We start from the raw sequence: 22,326 nt of genomic DNA on the forward strand, positions 1-22,326 counted from the left end.
GTGGATTTGTTATGAGAAAAAATAAGACGACACACTTTATGGCAGGAATTTTAATTCTTTTTTTCGTTGGAATTTTTCTTACATTAACTGGTAGATTTATGTACATACAAGCTACTGGAGAAGTAAATGGTGTTTCATTAGAAGAATGGGCGGATCGGAAGCGAACAACAGCTTATCCTCTTGATGCTGAACGGGGAAAGATTTTAGATAGCAATGGCATGACACTTGCTTATGATCGACCTACATTTAAAATATATGCGATAGTAGATGAATCCTACTCAGAACACCTAGAGGAGCCACAGCATGTCAAAAACCCAGAAAAAACTGCGGACAAGCTGGCTCCTCTATTAGATATGGAGGAAGCTGAAATCCTTGATAGACTTAAACATGGGATTAAGGAAGGTTTATTTCAGGTAGAATTTGGTTCAAATGGAAAAGAACTATCACAGGATTTAAAGGAAAAGATTGAGAAGCTTGATCTACCAGGGATAAAGTTTGAACAAAGTTCTAATCGGTACTATCCGAATGGAATGTTTGCATCACACATTATCGGATTTGCCCAAAAGAAGGATGGGAAAATTACTGGAATAGCAGGAATGGAACGGCAAATGAATGACGTTCTAAGTGGAAAAGATGGTCACATTTCCTATAAACGCGATAAATTTGGAGCGAAACTATTAAACCCAGATCAAGTGATAGACGAGCCTGAAGATGGTGACAATGTCTATCTAACTATTAATCAAAAAATACAAACACTGCTAGAGGATACGTTAACACAGGTAGTTGAAGAATATAATCCAGAACGTATTACTGCAATTGTCATGGACCCTAAAACGGGTGAAATTGTAGCCATGAGTAACCGACCAAGCTACAATCCAAATAACCCAGCAAACGTTGAAAACTGGTATAACGATGCAATTTCAACTCCATTTGAACCTGGATCAACCATGAAAATTTTTACGTGGGCAGCTGCTATTAATTCAGGAAATTATGATGGCGATGCATGGTATAAATCTGGTTGCTATCGAGCACTTTCAAATATCAAATCTATTTGTGATTACAACAATGGTGAGGGTTGGGGCACAATTACATTTAATGATGGCTTTAGACATTCTTCCAACGTTGCAGCAGCAAAACTTTTATGGAAACATATGGGCCCAGAGACATATTTAGACTATTATCGAAAATTTGAATTTGACGAAAAAACCGGAATTGATCTTCCTGGTGAAGTGACTGGTCGACTAGTTTATGATTATCCAATTGAAAAAATTACAACCTCATTTGGACAGGGTACTACTGTTACACCAATTCAACAAATGAAGGCTGCATCAGCAATTGCCAATGACGGTAAAATGGTGAAGCCATATGTAATTAAAAAAATAGTAGATTCAAGTACTGAAAATATAATTAAAGAAAAGTCAGCAGAAATTGTTGGACAACCAATTTCAAAAGAAACAGCCGATAGGGTAAAAGAGTTAATGGGTACGGTTGTTACGGATGGTACTGGTCAAAATTTTAAATTAGAAGATTATACGGTGGCTGGTAAGACTGGTACAGCACAAATTCCTAACCCTGATGGACCTGGGTATATGACAGGTCATGACAATTACATCTTTTCATTCTTAGGGATGGCACCAAAGGATGATCCTGAATTAATGATGTATGTATCTGTTAAGCAGCCTGAACTTGAAGGTCAGGTTGGATCTGTTCCTGTATCGTTTATCTTTAAAAACGTTATGAAGAATGGATTACATTATTTGAATATTAATCCGGATAAAGAAGTTACCGATCAAGTAAAAACGGTAAAAATGCCTGACGTCATTGGTAAAAGTACATCCGACGTGAAAAGTACATTAACAGAGCTCGGACTTAGCAATGTTCAAATAATCGGTAACGGAAATGAAATAGTAAAATCGAGTGCGCAAAATGATGAGAAAGTATTAGAGAATGATCAAATACTATTAATTACTGATAAACCTACGATGCCAGATATTACGGGCTGGTCTATGCGAGAGGTTTATAATCTAGCAGATTTAATTGGACTTAAACTCGAAACGATGGGTAATGGTTATGTTGTAAAACAAAGCATTAAGAAGGGTACTGCTCTTAAGAAAGATGCTTACTTAGGTGTTGAATTAAAAGTACCTGAGTTTGACCAAAAAGAACCCAAAGCTGAGAAAGAAAGTATACAAGAGGAGCAAATGGAAGAAAATGCTACCGACGAAACAACTGAAGAATGATAGTGATCGATAGTCTCCGTAAACAATTATAAGAGCCATTAGACAGTGTTCTATTTCGTTTTTTCTAATCATATAGTGGATACAAGCCTACCTACGAGAAGGGGATGTAGTATGAAACGTGTATCTACTGTATTAGTGAGAAAACGAATAGTCGCTGTCTTTTTAATTGGTTTGCTTGTTTTTTTAGCAATTAATATTCGACTTGGGTATGTGCAATTTATACTTGCCGATAAGCTGATTGATAAGGCAAATGAATCGTGGAGTAGAGACATAACTTTTGAAGCGGAACGAGGGAAAATTTTAGATGTAAATGGTGAGGTTCTAACAAAAAATGTATCAGCCCCAACTGTAGTTCTTGTACCAAGCCAAATACAGGATAAAGAAGATACAGCTGAAAAGTTAGCAAAGGTGTTAGATATTTCGACCAAAGAGGCGTATGAATATGTAACAAAGAAAGAAAGTAAAGTTAATATTCGACCCGCAGGAATAACAATTAGTAAAAAACAAGCGAAAGCATTACAAACCTATAATATGGAAGGAGTATACCTTGCAAAAGACTCTGAGCGATATTATCCGCAGGGTGCTTATTTATCACATGTTTTAGGATTTACAGGGATTGATAACCAAGGATTAATGGGGCTTGAGCTTTATTATGATGAAAAGCTTAGCGGGACACCTGGAAGTCTTTCCTATTATTCAACTGGAAAAGGGAAAAGATTGGATGAACCTGCTGATGTTTATGATCCTCCAGTTGATGGATTAAATTTAAAAACAACAATCAATTCAAAGGTCCAAACAATTATGGAGCGGGAACTTGATTTAGCAGTAGCAAAATATTCTCCTGATAGTGCAATGGCTATTGCTGTGAATCCAGATACAGGTGGAATAATGGGGATGGCTTCACGTCCGAATTTTAAACCAGGTAAATATAAACAGTTTGACCCGACTATTTACAGTCGTAACCTGCCAATATGGAGCACATATGAACCTGGGTCCACATTTAAAATCATTACATTAGCAGCCGCTTTAGAAGAAAATGCAGTTGACTTAAAAGAAGATACATTTCACGATGATGGCGATATTTCAGTTGATGGTACCGAGCTTCACTGTTGGAAAGCAGGTGGTCATGGCCATCAAACATATCTAGAAGTAGTACAGAATTCATGTAACCCTGGTTTTGTAAGTCTTGGTTTGAAGCTAGGTGAAGATAAATTGTTTTCGTATATTAAGGATTTTGGGTTTGGTCAAGAAACAGGTATAGACCTACAAGGAGAAAGTAGTGGAATACTATTTAAACCAGAGCAAATCGGTCCTGTGGAACTAGCAACAACAGCATTTGGTCAAGGAGTTTCCGTTACGCCTATTCAGCAAGTAATGGCGGTCTCAGCAGCTGTTAATGGTGGGGATTTATATGAACCACATATCGCGAAAGCGTGGATCGATCCTGTCACTAAAGAGGTTGTAGAAGTGATTGAACCAAATCTGAAGGAAAGTGTCATTTCTGAATCAACTTCAGAAGAAGTTCGCCACGCATTAGAAAGTGTTGTTGCTAAGGGGACTGGTCGTCCAGCTTATGTGGAAGGTTATCGTGTAGGTGGAAAAACTGGTACTGCACAAAAAGTAGGGCCAGATGGAAGATACATGCAAAACAATTATATTTTATCATTCATCGGCTTTGCACCTGCAGATGATCCAGAAATTGTTGTTTATGTTGCAATCGATAATCCAAAAAATACTGTTCAATTTGGTGGTGTAGTTGCAGCACCAATTGTTGGTAACATTATCGGTGACAGTTTAAGTGCAATGGGAGTCGAAAAACGTACGGATGGTTTAGCTAAGAAGTATCAGTGGCCTGATGAACCAAAAGTATCTGTTCCAGATTTAATAGGGTTAGAAAAAAGTGAGCTAGCGACGTACCAAACGAATTTAGCAATCAATACAAGTGGTTCGGGAAAATATATTGTAGACCAAGAGCCGAGCGCTGGTACAAAAGTAGAAAAAGGATCCGAAATTAGGATATATTTATCAGATGAAAAATAAAGAAAAACTGGTATAATGAATAAGTATGTAAAAAATAACTTTGAAAATAAATGCTAAATTTTAAAGTAATGCCAAATACTTTTATCAACAATCTAAAAAGTAGTAAAAGTAATGAGGTTCCTAAGCTAACACTAGCGGAAGAAATACACGAAGACTCCATGAAAAAGAAAAGCACTTTTTCTGCGTGCGATGCCTTTCAGGGAAGCATTCCTTGTCCTGTGGGAAAGCGAAGTGTATTTCTGAAGCGATATTACGTCGCATCTAACTTAAATGCGACACTGACAGTGTTAACTTTTCGAAATTAATAAGAGGGTGTAACCACCCTCTTAAATATTGTTAGCTATTAGAATACATATGAATAGGATGAATGCGATGAAACTGAGAGAAGTCATTTCCATCTTACCATTCTATAAAGCTATGTATCTAGCCAACGACATAACATTCAATGAAATAAAAATGGATTCACGTGAAGTAAATGAGGGAGACCTTTTTGTTTGTATCAGTGGTTTCACTGTTGACGGACATGATTTTGTTGATGATGCAATTGCTAATGGAGCTATTGCATGTATCACGGAAAAAGAGATTTATCGATCAATCACTACAATAATCGTTCCTGATACCTTACGAGCACTCGCTATAATTGCTGCACACTATTATGATTATCCGACTACGAAAATCCCACTCGTTGGGATAACAGGAACAAACGGTAAAACAACGATAACGTATCTGATTGAAAAAATTTTCAATGAATACAACATGAAAACTGGAGTCATCGGAACAATTCAGATGAAAATTGGCGATGATATTTTTCCCGTTGCCAATACAACTCCAGACGCATTATTTTTGCAAAAAAGCTTTCAGAAAATGCAAGATTGTAATGTAGATGCAGGTATTATGGAAGTATCTTCACATGCATTGGATTTAGGAAGAGTATATGGATGTGACTTTGATATTGCTGTTTTCAGCAACTTGTCGCAGGACCACCTCGATTATCATAAAGATATGGACGATTATTTACGTGCAAAAAGTCTTTTGTTTGCTCAATTAGGGAATACTTATGATAAGAGCCAACAAAAGTTTGCTGTTATTAATATAGACGATTCTAACCACGATATAATTAAACGAAGTACTGCACAACCTATAATTACATACGCCTGTAAGAACGATGCAACGATAACTGCAACAAATATTTGCTTGGAAGCGAGCGGCACCTCATTTTCACTAAATACACCAATTGGCCAGATCACAATTAACAGTATGCTAATCGGTATGTTTAATGTATACAACATGCTTGCTGCTGCGGGAGTAGCCCTTGCATTCCATATACCATTACATATAATAAAAACTGCGTTGGAAAAGATTACTGGAGTTAGTGGTCGCTTTGAGGCGGTACAGAGTGATCAACCCTTTACAACTATCGTTGATTACGCACATACACCAGATTCGTTAGAGAATGTATTGCAGATAATTACCGAAATCGCAAAAAATAATGTTTATGTAGTAGTCGGATGTGGCGGTGATCGTGATCGAACAAAGCGATCGATAATGGCTTCAGTAGCATTAAAATATGCTACAAAGGCTATTTTCACTTCAGACAATCCGAGGACAGAAGATCCTAAAACTATCATTCAGGATATGGTTACCGGACAAACCGAAAAACATTATCAAATTATAGAAGACCGTAAAGCAGCTATTCAGCATGCTGTTAACCTTGCTGAAGAAAACGATATTATTTTAATTGCTGGAAAAGGACATGAAACCTATCAACAAATCGGTCATACCAAATATGATTTTGATGACAGAGAAGTAGCAAAACAAGCCATAAAATCTAAGGGGAAATAGAAATGTTATTTACTACCAACTGGATTTCTACTCTATTTAAAGACCATAAAGGAGTAGTAAAAGATACAATACAAATTAATGAAATTGTCACAGATAGTAGAAGGAAGTCTCGAAAATCATTATTTATTCCAATCGTTGGAGAAAATTTTGACGGACATGACTTTATGAAGCAAGCATTTGAAAATGGAGCAGTGGCTGCAATTTGGAGCAAAGATAAACCACTGCCTAAGTTTCTGCCGACAGATTTCCCTGTTTTTTTGGTAGAAAATACGTTAGTAGCCTTACAGCAATTAGCTACCTCATATCGGGAAGAAATTAACCCAATTGTTATTGGAATTACTGGATCGAATGGAAAAACAACGACAAAAGATTTGGTAGCTTCTGTTATGCAGACTTCCTTCAAAACGCATGCGACAAACGGAAATTTTAACAATGAAATCGGACTTCCGCTGACGATTTTATCGATGCCAAGGGAAACCGAAATGCTTGTACTCGAAATGGGAATGAGCAATTTTGGGGAAATCGAACGCCTTTCGAATCTTGCACGTCCAGACTATGCGGTTATTACAAACATTGGAGAATCACATATTGAATATCTAGGTTCTCGTGAAGGAATAGCGAAAGCAAAATCCGAAATTGTTACTGGAATGAGTAAAGATGGATACTTACTCATTGACGGTGATGAGCCACTATTAACGAATCTGCATAATCGGGAAAAATTATTGTCGTGTGGGTTTACAAACCATAATGATGTGGTAATAGAAGAGGTGACAATTTCTCATAATCACACGGATTTCACGCTAACGGAAGATAGAAATTTTAGTGTGCCATTATTAGGGAAACACCATGCTTTGAATGCCACTTTTGCTGTTACATTAGCAAAATTACTTAACATTCCTGATAACAAAATTCAACAAGCGCTAGGGTCACTTCAATTAACTTCGATGCGTTTTGAAAAAATTACTGGCAAAAATGGTGTATCGATTATTAATGACGCATACAACGCTTCACCAACTTCGATGAAGGCTGCTATTGAAGTAATAAACCAAATGAATGGTTTTACAACTAAAATTTTGGTACTAGGTGACATATTAGAATTGGGCGAGCAGTCAAAAGCATTCCATCAATCAGTTGCAGATACCATTACTGATTCTATTTCCGTGTTATTTACAATAGGTGATCAAGCGAACGTGATCACTGACACGGTACAATCTAATGTTAAGGGAATTACATGTAAGCATTTTAAAACCCAAGAAGAACTAGTTCATGACTTGGAGAATTATCTAAATAACGATACACTTATATTATTTAAAGCTTCACGAGGAATGCAATTTGAAAAAATGATTGAAAAATTGAAGTAGAACAATTTTGGACGGTCATGTTTGAGGAGGAGAAACAATGAATATAAATGCACTTTTACTAACTATCGCAATAGCATTCTTAATTACCGTCCTTTTATCTCCGGTATTTATTCCTTTTTTAAGACGCTTGAAATTCGGACAAAGTATACGTGAGGAAGGACCCCAATCACATGTGAAAAAGACAGGAACACCTACAATGGGTGGAATTATGATCGTAGTTAGCATCGTTATTACTTCGCTGATTATGGGTTCCAAATATTCATTTCAATCCATAAGTTATGAATTATGGTTACTACTGTTTGTTCTTTTTGGCTACGGTTTATTAGGATTTTTAGATGATTTCATTAAGGTTGCACTAAAGAGAAATCTAGGTCTGACGTCTAAGCAAAAAATGATAGGACAAGTAGTCATTGCACTCATATTTTATTTTATTTTGCAGATGAATAATTTCAATACAACTATTCAGGTTCCTGGTACTAATTTAGAATGGGATCTTGGATGGGGATATGCACTATTAATTATCTTTATGCTTGTTGGTACATCCAACGCGGTTAACTTGACAGATGGACTCGATGGGCTTCTAGCAGGAACTGCATCAATTGCTTTTGGTGCTTTTGGAATCCTTGCATGGACAGGATTCCCTCAAAATGAAGTAGCCATTTTTGCTTTGTCAACGGTAGGTGCTTTATTAGGATTTCTAATTTTCAATGCTCATCCTGCAAAGGTCTTTATGGGTGATACTGGTTCGTTAGCACTTGGGGGTTCGTTAGCAGCAATTGCGATTTTGACAAAAATGGAAATTCTACTAATAATTATCGGTGGAGTTTTTGTGATCGAAACCCTTTCTGTCATTATTCAAGTAATATCATTTAAGACAACTGGTAAACGTGTATTTAAAATGAGTCCTTTACATCACCATTATGAATTAATGGGGTGGAGCGAATGGCGAGTTGTAACAACTTTCTGGTTGGTTGGATTACTGTTTGCGGCACTTGGTGTCTATATTGAGGTGTGGTTAACATGAATAAGTTGAGTCATTTTAATTATTCACATGTATTAGTTCTTGGATTAGCGAAAAGCGGGACAGCTGCTGCTGAGCTGCTTCTACATAATAAGATAAATGTTCGTGTGAATGATAAACTTTCACAAGAGTCTGATGATGTTGTGTTAAAACTAAGGGAAATGGGCGCTGAAGTAATTGTAGGCTCTCATCCACTTTCCGTCTTAGAAGATATCGATATTGTCATAAAAAATCCAGGGATACCATATGATAACCCTGTTGTCGATGAAGCATTATCACGTAATATTCCAGTAATAACAGAAATCGAATTAGCTAGTAAACTAGCTGAAGGAAATGTAATTGGTATCACTGGTTCAAATGGTAAAACAACTACAACAACTCTCACTACCAATATGATTGCTGAAAGTAATTTACCTGTTAAGGTGGCTGGTAATATAGGTAAAGTAGCCACTGAAGTTGCTCAATCTCTAAAAGAGAACGAATCATTGGTTTTAGAGCTATCATCTTTTCAACTAATGGGTATTAAAGACTTTAGACCAAACATAGCTGTATTATTAAATATTTATGAGGCACACCTGGATTATCATAAAACCTTTGATAATTATAAGAAGGCAAAGTATAACATCTTTCAAAATCAAACGAGTGAGGATTACTTAGTATATAATGCTGATTCGCCATTGATCCGTGAAGCAGTAGAGCAAGCAAAATCAATTAAAGTACCATTTTCTCTTTCGAACAGAGTTGAAAATGGGGCATGGGCTGATTCTGAAAGCATTTATTATAGGCAAGAAAAAATTATCGATAAAAATCAAGTTATGTTAGTCGGTGATCACAATATTGAAAATATGCTAGCAGCAATTTGTGCGGCCAAGTTAAGCGGTGCAACAAATGAAGGAATTCGAAAGGTATTAAAAACGTTCTCGGGTGTTGAACATCGCTTTCAATTTGTTGCGAATATTAATAATCGGCTATTTTACAATGATTCAAAGGCTACAAATATCTTAGCTACCAAAAAAGCATTGTCGGCATTTACGCAGCCTACCATACTATTAGCTGGCGGTCTCGATAGAGGAAATGAGTTTGACGAATTACTACCGTATCTAGAGCATGTAAAAGGAATGGTGTTGTTTGGTCAAACGAAATATAAACTGAAGGACTTAGCAGTGAAGGCAGGTATCGAAATAGTCGAATTGGTTGATGATGTGACTGCTGCCGTTGATAAGGCTTATTCTCTATCTAATCCAGAGGATGTCATTTTACTTTCTCCTGCATGTGCTAGCTGGGATCAATATAAAAGTTTTGAAATAAGAGGGGACATGTTTATCCAAACTGTGCATACATTAGAGTAAGGGCATTTTCTATCAGTCTATACTCGAATATACTATCTATCATAATGCCCTAATTTCTACGCATTTCGAAATGGGGTATTTTTTTGTTAGAAAAAATAAACAAACCGCAAAGTAAGCCGGATTATTTAATGTTAGGAATCGTGATCGCGTTATTAATTATTGGAATCGTTATGGTTTTCAGCTCTTCCTACGTTTGGGCAGATTACAAATACGGCGATGCATTTTTTTATCTTAAAAGACAGTTATTATTTGTTGGTGTTGGGATTATTGCGATGATCTTTTTCATGATGACACCATATGGTATTTGGAAAAAGTATGCCAAAACTATTCTTCTCATATGTTTTGTAATGTTAGGGTTGGTACTAGTTCCAGGTATTGGCCTAATCCGTGGTGGGGCACAAAGCTGGATTGGAGTCGGAGCATTCAGTATCCAGCCATCTGAATTTATGAAACTAGGTCTTGTTATGTATCTCTCGACATACCTGACGTTTAACCAGAAGAATATTACTTCATTTAAGAAAGGTTTCTTCCCCTCAATTATATTAGTGTTTACTGCTTTCGGGCTAATAATGTTACAGCCAGACCTCGGTACTGGTGTCGTTCTAGTTTTAACATGCATGGTTTTAATCTTTACTGCAGGTGCTAAATTAACTCATTTTTTTGGACTAGCTAGCATTGGGGTAGTTGCATTTCTACTACTCATCATTTCTGCGCCATATCGGATTAAGCGAATAACAGCATTTATTAATCCGTGGGAAGATCCACTTGGTGATGGGTTTCAGATCATTCAATCATTGTATGCAATCGGACCTGGTGGATTAATGGGTGTAGGATTAGGTAATAGTATACAAAAATATTTTTATTTACCCGAACCACAAACAGACTTTATTTTTGCTATTTTAGGAGAAGAACTAGGCTTCATAGGTGGAAGCTTCGTGATCATCTTGTTTGTCTTGTTATTTTGGAGAGGAATTAAAGTAGCCCTAACTACACAAGATGAATTTGGTAGATACCTAGCATTAGGGATTACTACCATGTTGTCAATTCAAGTGATGATAAATATTAGCGTAGTAATTGGTTTAATCCCAGTTACAGGAATAACACTTCCATTTCTAAGTTACGGTGGTTCTTCCTTAACGTTAACCCTATGTGCAGTTGGTGTGCTATTAAATATTAGCAAATCTACCACAATTTAGTCGAATAGTGATAAAAATCTGTTAGTACAAGCAAAAAAGCATTTTTTCTAGGTAATGTGTACTACATATTTCTATACGTTATATGATATAATTCATGTAACAAAATGAAACGGCACTCTAGCATCAACGCCTACCCCCTCGAGGTCCGAAGATCAAGCCTCTTTGTGGCAAAAAGCGCCACATAGAGGCTTGACTGAAGCTTTTCGGAGGTACTCAAGGCGGTTGCACTTTTCTTGTCTAGCTTCAACGCCTAGACACTCGAGACATAAGCAGTTCGGTTCCGTGTGGCAAAAGCAACCACACTGCACCGCTCTGCTTATGCTTGTCGTGTCTTTCGAGGCGTTTGCGCTTTTCTAAGATGCCGTTTTCTTCTGTTAATATGTCATAAAGGAAGAAATAGGAATGAGTAAAAAGAACGTTGTTTCAATAGAGGATCGCATCCCGAAACTGAAACAAGCTCGTAAAAAGAAAGCGAATAGACGGTTAATATTCTATCTTTCTATTTTTTTCTTATTGGTATCGATTATTGTGTATTTGCAATCACCTTTAAGCCATGTACATACAATCAAAGTAACTGGTAATACCGCAATATCAGACGAAGAGGTTGTTAATGAAATCAACGTAACAACAGATACGAATATTTGGACGATTGATGAATCTAAAATTAAAAAAGCGATTACTAAAAATCCAATTATCGATTCTGTTGAAGTTAACAAACATTTACCTTGGACATTGGAAATAAAAGTTAACGAGTTTACCCGTGTTGGTTACGTTAAAAAAGAAAGCAACTTCTATCCTATTTTGGGAAATGGTAAGGTGTTAACCAAAATGAAAAGCGAATCTAATATAGGGGACGCGCCACTACTATTAGGTTTTGATGACGAAACGATAATGAATAAAATGACAAATGAATTAAAACAACTACCGCAGAACATTCGTAACTTAATTTCAGAAATACACTGGAAACCGAAAGAAGGCAATAAGAATAAGATTGTTCTTTATATGAATGATGGTTATATGGTGGATGGAACAATACGAAATTTCTCTGAAAAGATGAAAGTTTATCCTTCAATTGTAGCCCAGCTCGATCCAGCGAGCAAAGGAATAATTCATATTGGGGTAGGTATATATTTTGAGTCTTTCGATGATAAAAAGAAAGACAAAGAAATTGTAGAAACTAGTGCTGAATAATGTGAAAATCTAATTGAAAATAATTAATTGGATAGGAAAGACACATACACGTCGGTTCTACCGAAGAGTTTAGTGTGGAATAAAATTCACTTCGAAATAAAAAGAAATACGTTATTTTTCATTGGCAGGTAAGAAAGTATTAACCCTAACTTACTGCATAAGTACAACGGATGCTTTCGCAATAAAGGCTTGGCGATAAGTTAAGTTTTCTAAAAATCTAAAAAAAACTAATGAAAATAAAAGGATTTCTATGTTTATTGTAGAATTACTCATTATATATTTTATTTTTACCGTGTATTACGATAGAATTATAGATTATAATGTTATATGCAAAAAGTTGAAATTAGTTGAAAAGGCTTGATAGGAATTGGGAGGTGCCTTTCTTTGAATCAGAGTGAGATTTTAGTTAGTTTAGACATAGGGACATCAAAAATAAAAGTTATTATTGGAGAAGTTGTAAATGATTCACTAAATATTATTGGAGTAGGATCAGCAAAATCAAACGGCATGAAAAAAGGTGCTATTGTAGATATCGATCAGACTGTTAACTCGATTAGAAATGCTGTAGAACAAGCTGAACGAATGGTAGGTATGGAAATTGATCGTGTCGTTGTAGGGATAAACGGTAATCATATTCAATTACAATCTTGCCATGGTGTAGTAGCTGTACAGAGCGAAAATCGTGAAATAGGAAATGAAGATATTACACGCGTAATTGATGCGGCCCAAGTGTTATCTATTCCACCTGAACGAGAAATTATCGACGTAATACCAAAACAATTTATAGTAGATGGATTGGATGAAATAACTGATCCACGTGGGATGATTGGTGTCCGATTAGAAATGGAAGGAACCATCATCACGTGCTCAAAAACAGTTTTACATAACATATTAAAGTGTGTGGAACGTGCAAATTTACAGGTAGCAGATATTTGCTTGCAACCACTTGCATCAGGGGCAATTGCTTTATCTAAAGATGAAAAAAATCTTGGCGTCGCTTTAATTGATGTTGGTGGTGGATGTTCAACTGTATCAATTTTTGAAAATGATCATCTAATATCGACTAGTGTGGTTCCTTTAGGCGGGGATAACATAACAAAAGATCTATCAATTGGACTGCGGACTTCTACGGAAGAAGCAGAGGACATCAAGTTGAATTATGGACATGCTTTTTTTGACGAAGCACAAGAAAATGAAACATTTGAAGTGTCCATTATAGGAAGCAATACGAAACAGGTATATAACCAATTGCAAATTGCTGATATGATCGAAGCGAGACTTGAGGAAATCTATGCTTTTGCAGAGCGTGAAATTAGAAAAGCTGGTTATCAAGGACTACCTGGTGGATACGTACTTACAGGTGGAACCATGAAAATGACTGGAGTCTTAGAGCTTGCACAGGATCTATTTCAATCAAATGTAAGAATGGCTATTCCAGATTACATTGGCGTTCGAGAGCCACAATTTACAGCAGGTGTTGGTATCTTGCAATTTGCTTACCGTAATGCGAAAATACAAGGGAAAGAACTATTTCCAGCAGTAATTGAACACGCACACGAACCAAAGCCTAAACGAGCGAAAAAACAACCTACTGCAAAGGAACAAACTGAGAAACCAAAAAAGGAATCTGGAATTGCTAATATTTTTAAATACTTCTTTGATTAATATAGTGTTCCATGAATAACCGATAATACACTCTTGTAATTTGTAAATTAGGAGGAACGAAAATGTTGGAGTTTGATACGAATATGGATCAGTTAGCAACGATAAAAGTTATTGGTGTTGGCGGTGGAGGTAGTAACGCCGTTAATAGAATGATAGAGCATGGTGTTGAAGGTGTTGAGTTTATCGCAGTAAATACCGATGCACAAGCATTAAATTTATCTAAAGCAGAAACAAAGCTACAGATTGGTGGAAAATTAACACGTGGATTGGGTGCAGGTGCTAATCCAGAAGTTGGCAAAAAAGCCGCTGAAGAAAATAAAGAACAAATTGAAGAAGTACTGCAAGGGGCGGACATGATCTTTGTTACTGCTGGAATGGGTGGTGGAACAGGAACTGGTGCTGCACCTGTAATTGCTAGTATAGCAAAAGAGTTAGGCGCGCTAACAGTTGGTGTTGTTACTCGTCCATTCACATTTGAAGGCCGTAGACGCTCAACACAAGCTGTTTCAGGAATTGACGCATTAAAGAATAGTGTAGATACATTAATCGTAATTCCAAACGATCGCTTACTAGAAATTGTCGATAAAAATACACCTATGCTAGAAGCGTTCCGTGAAGCGGATAACGTACTTCGTCAAGGTGTACAAGGTATTTCTGATTTAATCGCAAAACCTGGTCTAATCAATGTTGACTTTGCCGATGTTAAAACAATTATGTTTGATAAAGGTTCTGCATTGATGGGAATCGGTGTTGCAACAGGTGAAAGCCGTGCAACAGAAGCAGCGAAAAAAGCGATATCTTCTCCATTACTAGAAACGTCAATCGACGGAGCGCATGGTATCTTAATGAATATTACCGGTGGAGCAAACTTAAGTCTATATGAAGTTCAAGAAGCTGCGGACCTAGTAACCTCTGCTGCAGACAATGAAGTAAACGTTATATTTGGATCTGTTATTAATGAAAATCTGAAGGATGAAATTATTGTCACTGTAATTGCAACTGGATTTGATGAGAATCAAAAGGTTAATGAAACGCCTAAACAGCGTCCAATTATGAATCATAGACAACAGCCTTCACCAAGACAATATGATGAAGCACCTAGAGAGCCACAACATCAACAACAGCAACATCAGCAACAACAACAGCCAAATCGTGTAAAGCAAGAAGAGGATACGTTAGATATCCCAACTTTCTTACGCAACCGTAATCGAAATAGATAATTAGATATTTTAAGAAGCAAATGTGTTGGATATATTTCCAGCATGTTTGCTTTTTTTGTTGATGCTAAATCTTTAATTTGTGACATGGTGGCAGGTACTGCTCGATAATGGACACAAGATCCCTTATTTTTACTTATTGCACCTGTTTTATGGGTTAAGCGGACTAAGGGGACTGAGGATGCCTTATTTGCCTTTTTTAGCTTTATTTTGAGGATTATCGGACACACGATACCTTATTCAATTAAAAGACATGATTTTTAACTGTCTTAACCCAAATAAGGAATTCTGAGTCCGATAACAACCGCATTTACCCTTATTTTTCACAAATAAGGAATCGTGTGTCCGCTAGCTGACATCCTGCATTTAATTATTCCAGAACACTCAAAAATTTTTCTTCCTAGCCTTGTCCGAAGCGGAATTTAACGATGTAGTTAACATAAACATGAATTTCCACTAAATCACATTTCACTCAACTATGTAGATCAATTAACAAAAATACTTATGAATATAGACTTGTGTATTTTTCCTAAATCTATCTACGACAATCCCCCCGATAAGAGGTTAAAAATAGCCCTTTTTTGCATACAAGAAGTGACAGACTTTTTTAGTGGTGCTCCCTTATACTTTTACTAATCATTGAAATAATCACCTTGAAGATGAATTTATTTAAGTGGAAAGGAAGGGAGAAGTGACAATATATGTAGATGTTGTTTGGCTCTTAAATTTTCTATTCGATATGATGCTCATTTTGCTAACACTCAAATTAGCCAAGGAAAATACTAGTAAAAAGAGAATTGTTTTAGGATCCTTTGTTGCTTCTATGATCGTTCCAATATCTATTTATTTTCCAGATTCATTAATTACTAGTGTGATTGGAAAATTCTTTTATTCTATTTTGATTATAGCTTGTGTTTCTCACTTTCGTTCCATGTATCAACTGTTTCGATTGCTCGTATTGTTTTACTTTGTCACGTTCACAATTGGAGGGGGAATGATAGCTTTTCACTATATGCTAGATAGCCCATTTAGTGTGAACGCAAATGGAGTCCTAACTTTTAATAAAGGTTACGGTGATCCAATCAGTTGGCTTTTTGTTCTCATTTGTTTTCCAATTGTTTGGCGATTTACGAAAAAAAATATGGACAAGCACGCTGCGGAAAAAATCAAATATGATCAGCTTTGTCCGGTAACCTTGGAAATTAATCATACAAAGTTCCAAACAACAGGCTATATCGATAGTGGCAACCAATTAGTTGATCCTCTAACAAAAACTCCTGTCGTTATCTGCGACGAACCGTTTATGAACCAATGGTTTACAAAAGATGAATGGAACGCAATTAAGAAGGCATGTGACCTTTTAGACATTGATTCTATACCAGATAAGTGGATAGATCGTATTCGAATCGTGCCCTTTCAAGGAGTGGAAGGTAAGTCTAATTACATGCTTGCAATCAAACCAGATCATATAAAAATTTTATATGATGAACAGGAAATTATGACAAATAAGATTTTGATAGGAGTTCAATTTTCTGATTTAACGAAAGATCAACGTTATCATTGTCTTTTACATCCTCAAATAATTAAATTTGCTGCTGTGCATTCAGCATAATAATCATAGTGTTATTCATTTACAAAAGGAGCGGATTTACGTTGAAAATGTGGAAACTTAGAATACAGCTATTATGGTATAACCTATTAATGAAACTTGGTTTCAAGGCCGATGAAATTTACTATATTGGTGGAAGCGAGGCATTACCACCACCATTATCAAAAACGGAAGAGCAATCATTATTAAAACGATTACCTAACGGAGACAAGGCAGCACGTGCTGTCTTAATCGAACGAAATCTTCGGTTGGTCGTATATATCGCACGTAAATTTGAAAATACGGGAATTAATATCGAGGATCTAATTAGTATTGGAACAATTGGTTTAATTAAAGCAGTAAACACCTTTAAACCTGAGAAACAGATTAAATTAGCTACCTATGCATCCCGGTGTATCGAGAATGAAATACTAATGTATCTACGGAGAAATAATAAGTTAAAATCTGAAATATCATTCGATGAACCACTGAATATTGATTGGGATGGCAATGAACTATTGTTGTCAGATGTTTTAGGGACAGACGAAGATATCATTACGAAGGACCTCGAGAAAACAGTAGATAAAGATCTACTGAAAAATGCGCTGTCACACTTAAACAGTCGTGAAAAACAAATCATGGAATTGCGCTTCGGACTAATTGGTAAAGAAGAAAAAACGCAAAAAGATGTAGCTGATATGTTAGGTATTTCACAATCATATATTTCCCGATTAGAGAAAAAAATTATTCGCAGGTTAAAAAAAGAATTTAATAAAATGGTATAGCCTTACAACCAGTTGAAATCCACCTCATTTTTGACACTTTTTGTCGTTTAGGCTTTGCATAAAAAACCTTCCACGCGGAGATACTGTGCATGAACAGCATCGCTAACTGGGAGGGTAGAATCTATATGATTAGACATAAAGTGGAGATATGTGGTGTTGATACATCGAAATTACCAGTGTTAAAAAATGAGGAAATGCGTAAATTATTTGTAAAAATGCAGGATGGTGATATTTCTGCACGTGAAGAATTGGTGAACGGTAATTTACGTCTAGTATTAAGTGTAATACAACGATTTAATAATCGTGGTGAGTACGTTGATGATCTTTTTCAAGTAGGTTGTATCGGTCTTATGAAATCAATTGATAACTTTGACTTAGGTCATAATGTAAAGTTTTCTACTTATGCAGTACCAATGATAATTGGCGAAATTAGAAGATACTTACGTGATAATAACCCTATCCGGGTTTCACGATCGTTACGCGATATAGCATATAAAGCTCTACAAGTTAGAGAAAAGTTAGTAAATAAAACTTCTAAAGAGCCAACATCAAAAGAGATTGCTGAAGAGTTAGGAATACCTCAGGCAGATATAGTATTTGCACTTGATGCAATTCAGGATCCAGTATCATTATTCGAGCCAATTTATAATGATGGTGGGGATCCAATTTTTGTACTAGATCAGCTAAGTGACGAATCGGATAAAGATTCCACCTGGGTTGACAAGCTTTCGTTAAAAGAAGGTATGCATCAACTAAATGAACGAGAAAAAATGATAGTAAATAAACGATTTTTCCAAGGTAAAACACAAATGGAAGTTGCTGATGAAATAGGTATTTCACAAGCTCAAGTATCGCGTTTAGAAAAAGCAGCGATTAACCAAATGAATAAGCAGATGTTTGAATAAGACTTTTCCGTAAACTATGTTGCTCTAAGCTCTGTCATAATTGAAGTAAACTGCGAACTAGTGAAATTCATGCTTATGGTAATAGCGATGTTGATTTCCGCTGCGGGCAAGGCTAGTGATGTAACATTTCGAGCGTACTGGAAAGATTGCATGCAGGAAGTAGCTAGCGGACACACGATCCCTTATTTGAATAATATAAGGGTAAATGCGATTGTTATCGGACTCAGGATTTCTTATTTGAATAAAAACAGGTGAAAATCATGTTTTTTAGCTGAATAAGGCATCGTGTGTCCGATAATCCTCGAAATAAAGGTAAATAAGGTAAATAAGGAATCCTCAGTCCGATACCAAGCAGCGTCCCTTGACGTACTATAGCTAGCCCCCTGCTTAGTTCGCAGTTTACATATTTTGTACCACAATCCAATATAAATAAAAAATATAGACAGTAGTAACAGCAATAGAAATACGAAAATGATGAGAGAACAGGTATCACTTGATATCTGTTCTTTTTTGTTATGGATTATTTTTTTGCGAATCTCCGCATATAGTCTAATAAGGTGGTGGTAGAATGATTAAGCTATCAGAATTACAAATGAAGGAAATTATTGTCATTGAAAATGGTACGCGTTTGGGACATATTACTGACTTGGAAATTGATCCGGTACGAGGAAGGATTCTTGCTTTAATCGTTCATATTAAAGAGGGGAAAAGTGGTATGTTCGCGAAATCAGGTGAAATGATTATCAGCTGGCAGCAAATTACTACGATCGGGGCAGATGTAATACTTGTTCGTTTAAAGGATACTCCACTTCTGATTAGTAGTGACACAACTATCGATTAATACTCTTTCAAAATGTGATAAAATGAGACAAAAATATTTATGGAGGTATTATTGGTGGAAGTATTTGAACGGGAAAATGAATCATTTTTTATATTACAAAAATGGAATAAGATAGAGCCTTCGTTAAAGGTTGGTTTTACTACGAAACAAGGTGGAGTGAGTAAAGCTCCCTTTACATCGTTAAATTTAGGGCTACATGTATCAGATAATAAACAACATGTACTCGAAAACCGAAAGCTTCTTGCTGATAAAATTGGCATACAGATGGATAATTGGGTCTGTGGCGAACAGGTTCACGGTACGTATGTTCAAGTAGTTGATTCTACTGTCAAAGGTGAAGGGGCTTTTAACTATGAGGATTCCCTTTCTGGTGTTGATGGACTTGTTACGAATGAAAAAGGTATTTTGTGTACAGCATTCTTCGCAGATTGCGTGCCGTTATTCTTTTTCGATCCAAAAACGAATCTAATTGGAATAGCTCATGCTGGATGGAAAGGTACAGTTAATGGAATTGGGAAAAAGATGGTTGAAAAATTAACCACATTAGGGGCAAATATTGATTCACTTCTAGTTGCAATTGGTCCATGCATCTCTAAAGATGCATACGAGGTAGATAACCATGTAATTAAAAATTTGACCCAGGATCAGAAGTTGCGTTCCACTGAGGAACGTAAAAATAATCACTATTTATTAGATTTGAAGCAGCTAAATGTGGAAATCCTTTTACAAAGTGGTGTTTTACGTCGTAATATAGATATAACAAATTACTGCACGTTTCACGATGAGGATTTCTTTTTCTCACATCGACGTGATCACGGTAAAACTGGTAGAATGCTTGGTTTCATTGGCTTTCAACCGTGATTGGCTTTGAAAGGGGACGTTACTACATTGTTAGTAAAAGACAATTTAAAACAAATTCAATCTACTATACATATGGCATGCGAAAAAGCTAATCGTAGCCCAGAGGAAATTACCATAATCGGGGTGACGAAATATGTTACAATAGAACGAACAGAAGAAACTATACAGGCTGGAATTGAAAATCTTGGTGAAAATCGTTTGGAAGGGTTCCGAAAAAAATACGAGCATTTTAATGATCGGGCGAAATGGCACTTTATTGGAACGTTGCAATCGCGAAAAGTTAAAGACGTCATTGATAAGGTGAACTACATCCATTCGTTGGACCGTATTTCTCTTGCAAAAGAAATAGACAAGCGTGCGGTAGAGCCAGTTGATTGTTTTATTCAAGTGAATGTATCTGAGGAAGAATCAAAACACGGTCTCGCAATTGATGAAGTGGATGCTTTTGTTGAAGCTATTTCCAAGTATCCCAATGTACGTGTTGTCGGATTAATGACAATGGCACCACATACTGATAATCCCGAAGTTTTGCGTGAGACGTTTCGTTTACTTCGTAAAAAGAGGGATCAAATAGTTGATAGACAGTTGACCTATGCACCATGTACCTATTTATCAATGGGAATGAGCAATGATTTTGAAATTGCTGTCGAAGAAGGGGCTACTCATATACGCATTGGTTCAAGTTTAGTTGGATCAAATACTAGTGAGGTGTAATCATGAGTTTAAAAAACAAGATTAAGACATTTTTTACGATGGATGACGAATATGAATATGTGGAAGAGTATGAACAGGAAACAGAACCTACTTCAAGGTCCGAGCAAAAACAATCCAGACAAAATGTTGTAAACTTAAAAAGTATGCAGCAGTCAGCGTCTAAGGTTGTTCTGAGTGAACCTAGATCTTACGGGGAAGCACAGGAAATTGCCGATAACCTTGTAAATAGACGGGCAGTCGTCATTAATTTGCAACGGGTTGAACGTGGGCAGGCAAAACGGATTGTGGATTTTTTAAGCGGGACTGTTTATGCCATTAATGGTGACATACAAAAGCTTGGTGCTGATACTTTTTTATGTACACCTGACAATGTGAATGTATCTGGTACAATAACCGATACATTGTTTGAAGATGACGAATTCGAAAAAGGATGGTAGCACTTAATGAACACACTGTATACGATAATTTATTATGCTTTGGAACTATATAGTTTTGCAATTATCATTTATATCTTCATGTCTTGGTTTCCTGGTTCTCGCGATACGGCTATAGGAAATTTTTTAACGAGTATATGTGAACCGTTTTTAGAACCATTTCGAAAAATCATTCCACCACTTGGTATGATTGATTTATCTCCAATTGTAGCTATTTTGGTGTTATATTTGGCTAGAGGATATGGGTTACCTGTATTTTTTAATATGCTGGCAGGTCTATTTTAAGTAATGGATATCTATCAGCACTTTAGAAAGGAAGAACACCCGTTCATTGACCGGGTTTTTTCGTGGAAAGAGCAAGTTGAGAGATCCTATCAACCAATTTTGACAGATTTTCTTGATCCGAGGGAACAACAGATAGTGGAAATGTTAGTGGACACGAATGAAAGTGAATTACAGGCAAAATTATTTGGTGGTGGAAATTTCACTGAACGAAAACGTGCAATCATTGCCCCGTATTATGAAGAAATAAAGCTCGAAGACTTTGGTATTTGTTTGATGCAGACAAGCTACCATGAAAAATTTATTACGATTGGACATCGAGATGTAATGGGCTCTTTTTTATCGCTAGGAATTAAGCGAAAAAAGCTTGGTGATATTGTTGTTCAGAATGGCATGATTCAATTGATTGTTGCAGATGATATTGCTACTTACGTGCTAGCAAACTTAACTGCAATAAAAAAGGCTACGATTACATTTGAAATGAAGTCATTGAGTGAACTAAAAGAGAAAGAATACAACTGGATTGAAGATGATAGGCTCGTCTCATCAATGCGCTTAGACACGATTATAAAAGAAATTTATTCTATCTCTAGACAAAGTGCTGCAACTAGTATTAGTAAAAAACTAGTAAAGGTCAATTATCGGGTTGTCGAAGATCCTTCATTTACAGTCAGAGCAACTGATTTACTTTCTTTTAAGGGAAAGGGAAGAAGTAAGATTGTCAGTATGAATGGGAAATCCAAGAAAGATAAATGGAAAATTACGATTGCAAAGTTAAAATAGTTTCATCATTC

Annotated in this window: 19 protein-coding genes; all 19 read left to right on the plus strand. The window is 36.3% G+C overall.

What is annotated here, in order from left to right; translation table 11 throughout:
* The first annotated feature begins 11 nt into the window (after positions 1 to 11).
* Positions 12 to 2,240, plus strand: a complete 2,229-nt coding sequence (locus ACY9Z2_RS14740; RefSeq protein WP_463610417.1) for a penicillin-binding protein — start codon at positions 12 to 14, stop codon at positions 2,238 to 2,240.
* Positions 2,241 to 2,351: 111 nt separating this feature from the next.
* Positions 2,352 to 4,280 (plus strand): stage V sporulation protein D, encoded by a 1,929-nt coding sequence (locus ACY9Z2_RS14745; RefSeq protein WP_463610418.1) that lies wholly within the window; start codon positions 2,352 to 2,354, stop codon positions 4,278 to 4,280.
* Between the two features lie 372 nt (positions 4,281 to 4,652).
* A complete protein-coding gene (locus tag ACY9Z2_RS14750; RefSeq protein ID WP_463610419.1) occupies positions 4,653 to 6,122 on the plus strand; it encodes a UDP-N-acetylmuramoyl-L-alanyl-D-glutamate--2,6-diaminopimelate ligase in 1,470 nt (489 codons plus the stop codon).
* A gap of 2 nt (positions 6,123 to 6,124) precedes the next feature.
* Positions 6,125 to 7,483 (plus strand): UDP-N-acetylmuramoyl-tripeptide--D-alanyl-D-alanine ligase, encoded by a 1,359-nt coding sequence (locus ACY9Z2_RS14755; protein ID WP_463610420.1) that lies wholly within the window; start codon positions 6,125 to 6,127, stop codon positions 7,481 to 7,483.
* Positions 7,484 to 7,520: 37 nt separating this feature from the next.
* A complete protein-coding gene (gene mraY / locus ACY9Z2_RS14760) occupies positions 7,521 to 8,507 on the plus strand; it encodes a phospho-N-acetylmuramoyl-pentapeptide-transferase (RefSeq protein WP_463610421.1) in 987 nt (328 codons plus the stop codon).
* Positions 8,504 to 9,853, plus strand: coding sequence for a UDP-N-acetylmuramoyl-L-alanine--D-glutamate ligase (gene murD / locus ACY9Z2_RS14765; protein WP_463610422.1), 1,350 nt, complete (start codon positions 8,504 to 8,506; stop codon positions 9,851 to 9,853). The genes mraY and murD overlap by 4 nt, the downstream gene beginning before the upstream one ends.
* A 128-nt stretch (positions 9,854 to 9,981) precedes the next feature.
* Entirely contained in the window at positions 9,982 to 11,049 is a 1,068-nt protein-coding gene (spoVE, locus tag ACY9Z2_RS14770; RefSeq protein ID WP_463610479.1) for a stage V sporulation protein E, read from the plus strand.
* Between the two features lie 402 nt (positions 11,050 to 11,451).
* The gene (locus tag ACY9Z2_RS14775) at positions 11,452 to 12,240 is read left to right on the plus strand and encodes a cell division protein FtsQ/DivIB (protein ID WP_463610423.1); all 789 of its coding nucleotides are present in this window, start codon (positions 11,452 to 11,454) and stop codon (positions 12,238 to 12,240) included.
* Between the two features lie 384 nt (positions 12,241 to 12,624).
* Positions 12,625 to 13,905 (plus strand): cell division protein FtsA, encoded by a 1,281-nt coding sequence (gene ftsA / locus ACY9Z2_RS14780; protein ID WP_463610424.1) that lies wholly within the window; start codon positions 12,625 to 12,627, stop codon positions 13,903 to 13,905.
* A 62-nt stretch (positions 13,906 to 13,967) separates the two neighbouring features.
* Positions 13,968 to 15,125 carry a cell division protein FtsZ gene (gene ftsZ / locus ACY9Z2_RS14785; RefSeq protein ID WP_463610425.1) on the plus strand — a complete coding sequence of 386 codons (1,158 nt, stop codon included), beginning with the start codon at positions 13,968 to 13,970 and terminating at the stop codon, positions 15,123 to 15,125.
* Positions 15,126 to 15,813: 688 nt separating this feature from the next.
* Positions 15,814 to 16,734 (plus strand): sigma-E processing peptidase SpoIIGA, encoded by a 921-nt coding sequence (spoIIGA, locus tag ACY9Z2_RS14790; RefSeq protein ID WP_463610426.1) that lies wholly within the window; start codon positions 15,814 to 15,816, stop codon positions 16,732 to 16,734.
* Positions 16,735 to 16,775: 41 nt separating this feature from the next.
* On the plus strand, positions 16,776 to 17,495 hold the full coding sequence (gene sigE, locus ACY9Z2_RS14795; RefSeq protein ID WP_463610427.1) for an RNA polymerase sporulation sigma factor SigE: 720 nt from the start codon (positions 16,776 to 16,778) through the stop codon (positions 17,493 to 17,495).
* 125 nt (positions 17,496 to 17,620) lie between these two features.
* A complete protein-coding gene (gene sigG, locus ACY9Z2_RS14800; RefSeq protein WP_463610428.1) occupies positions 17,621 to 18,400 on the plus strand; it encodes an RNA polymerase sporulation sigma factor SigG in 780 nt (259 codons plus the stop codon).
* Between the two features lie 568 nt (positions 18,401 to 18,968).
* Positions 18,969 to 19,241: a YlmC/YmxH family sporulation protein gene (locus ACY9Z2_RS14805; RefSeq protein ID WP_463610429.1), complete on the plus strand. Its 273-nt coding sequence runs from the start codon at positions 18,969 to 18,971 to the stop codon at positions 19,239 to 19,241.
* 54 nt (positions 19,242 to 19,295) lie between these two features.
* Positions 19,296 to 20,102: a peptidoglycan editing factor PgeF gene (pgeF, locus tag ACY9Z2_RS14810; RefSeq protein WP_463610430.1), complete on the plus strand. Its 807-nt coding sequence runs from the start codon at positions 19,296 to 19,298 to the stop codon at positions 20,100 to 20,102.
* Positions 20,103 to 20,129: 27 nt separating this feature from the next.
* Complete coding sequence (locus ACY9Z2_RS14815) at positions 20,130 to 20,816, plus strand: YggS family pyridoxal phosphate-dependent enzyme (RefSeq protein ID WP_463610431.1); 687 nt, start codon at positions 20,130 to 20,132, stop codon at positions 20,814 to 20,816.
* Between the two features lie 2 nt (positions 20,817 to 20,818).
* Positions 20,819 to 21,253 carry a cell division protein SepF gene (locus ACY9Z2_RS14820; RefSeq protein WP_463610432.1) on the plus strand — a complete coding sequence of 145 codons (435 nt, stop codon included), beginning with the start codon at positions 20,819 to 20,821 and terminating at the stop codon, positions 21,251 to 21,253.
* A 6-nt stretch (positions 21,254 to 21,259) separates the two neighbouring features.
* Entirely contained in the window at positions 21,260 to 21,535 is a 276-nt protein-coding gene (locus ACY9Z2_RS14825; RefSeq protein WP_463610433.1) for a YggT family protein, read from the plus strand.
* 3 nt (positions 21,536 to 21,538) lie between these two features.
* On the plus strand, positions 21,539 to 22,315 hold the full coding sequence (locus ACY9Z2_RS14830) for a YlmH family RNA-binding protein (protein ID WP_463610434.1): 777 nt from the start codon (positions 21,539 to 21,541) through the stop codon (positions 22,313 to 22,315).
* The last annotated feature ends 11 nt before the right edge of the window (positions 22,316 to 22,326 follow it).

Source organism: Virgibacillus sp. GM2-2, from assembly GCF_055329585.1.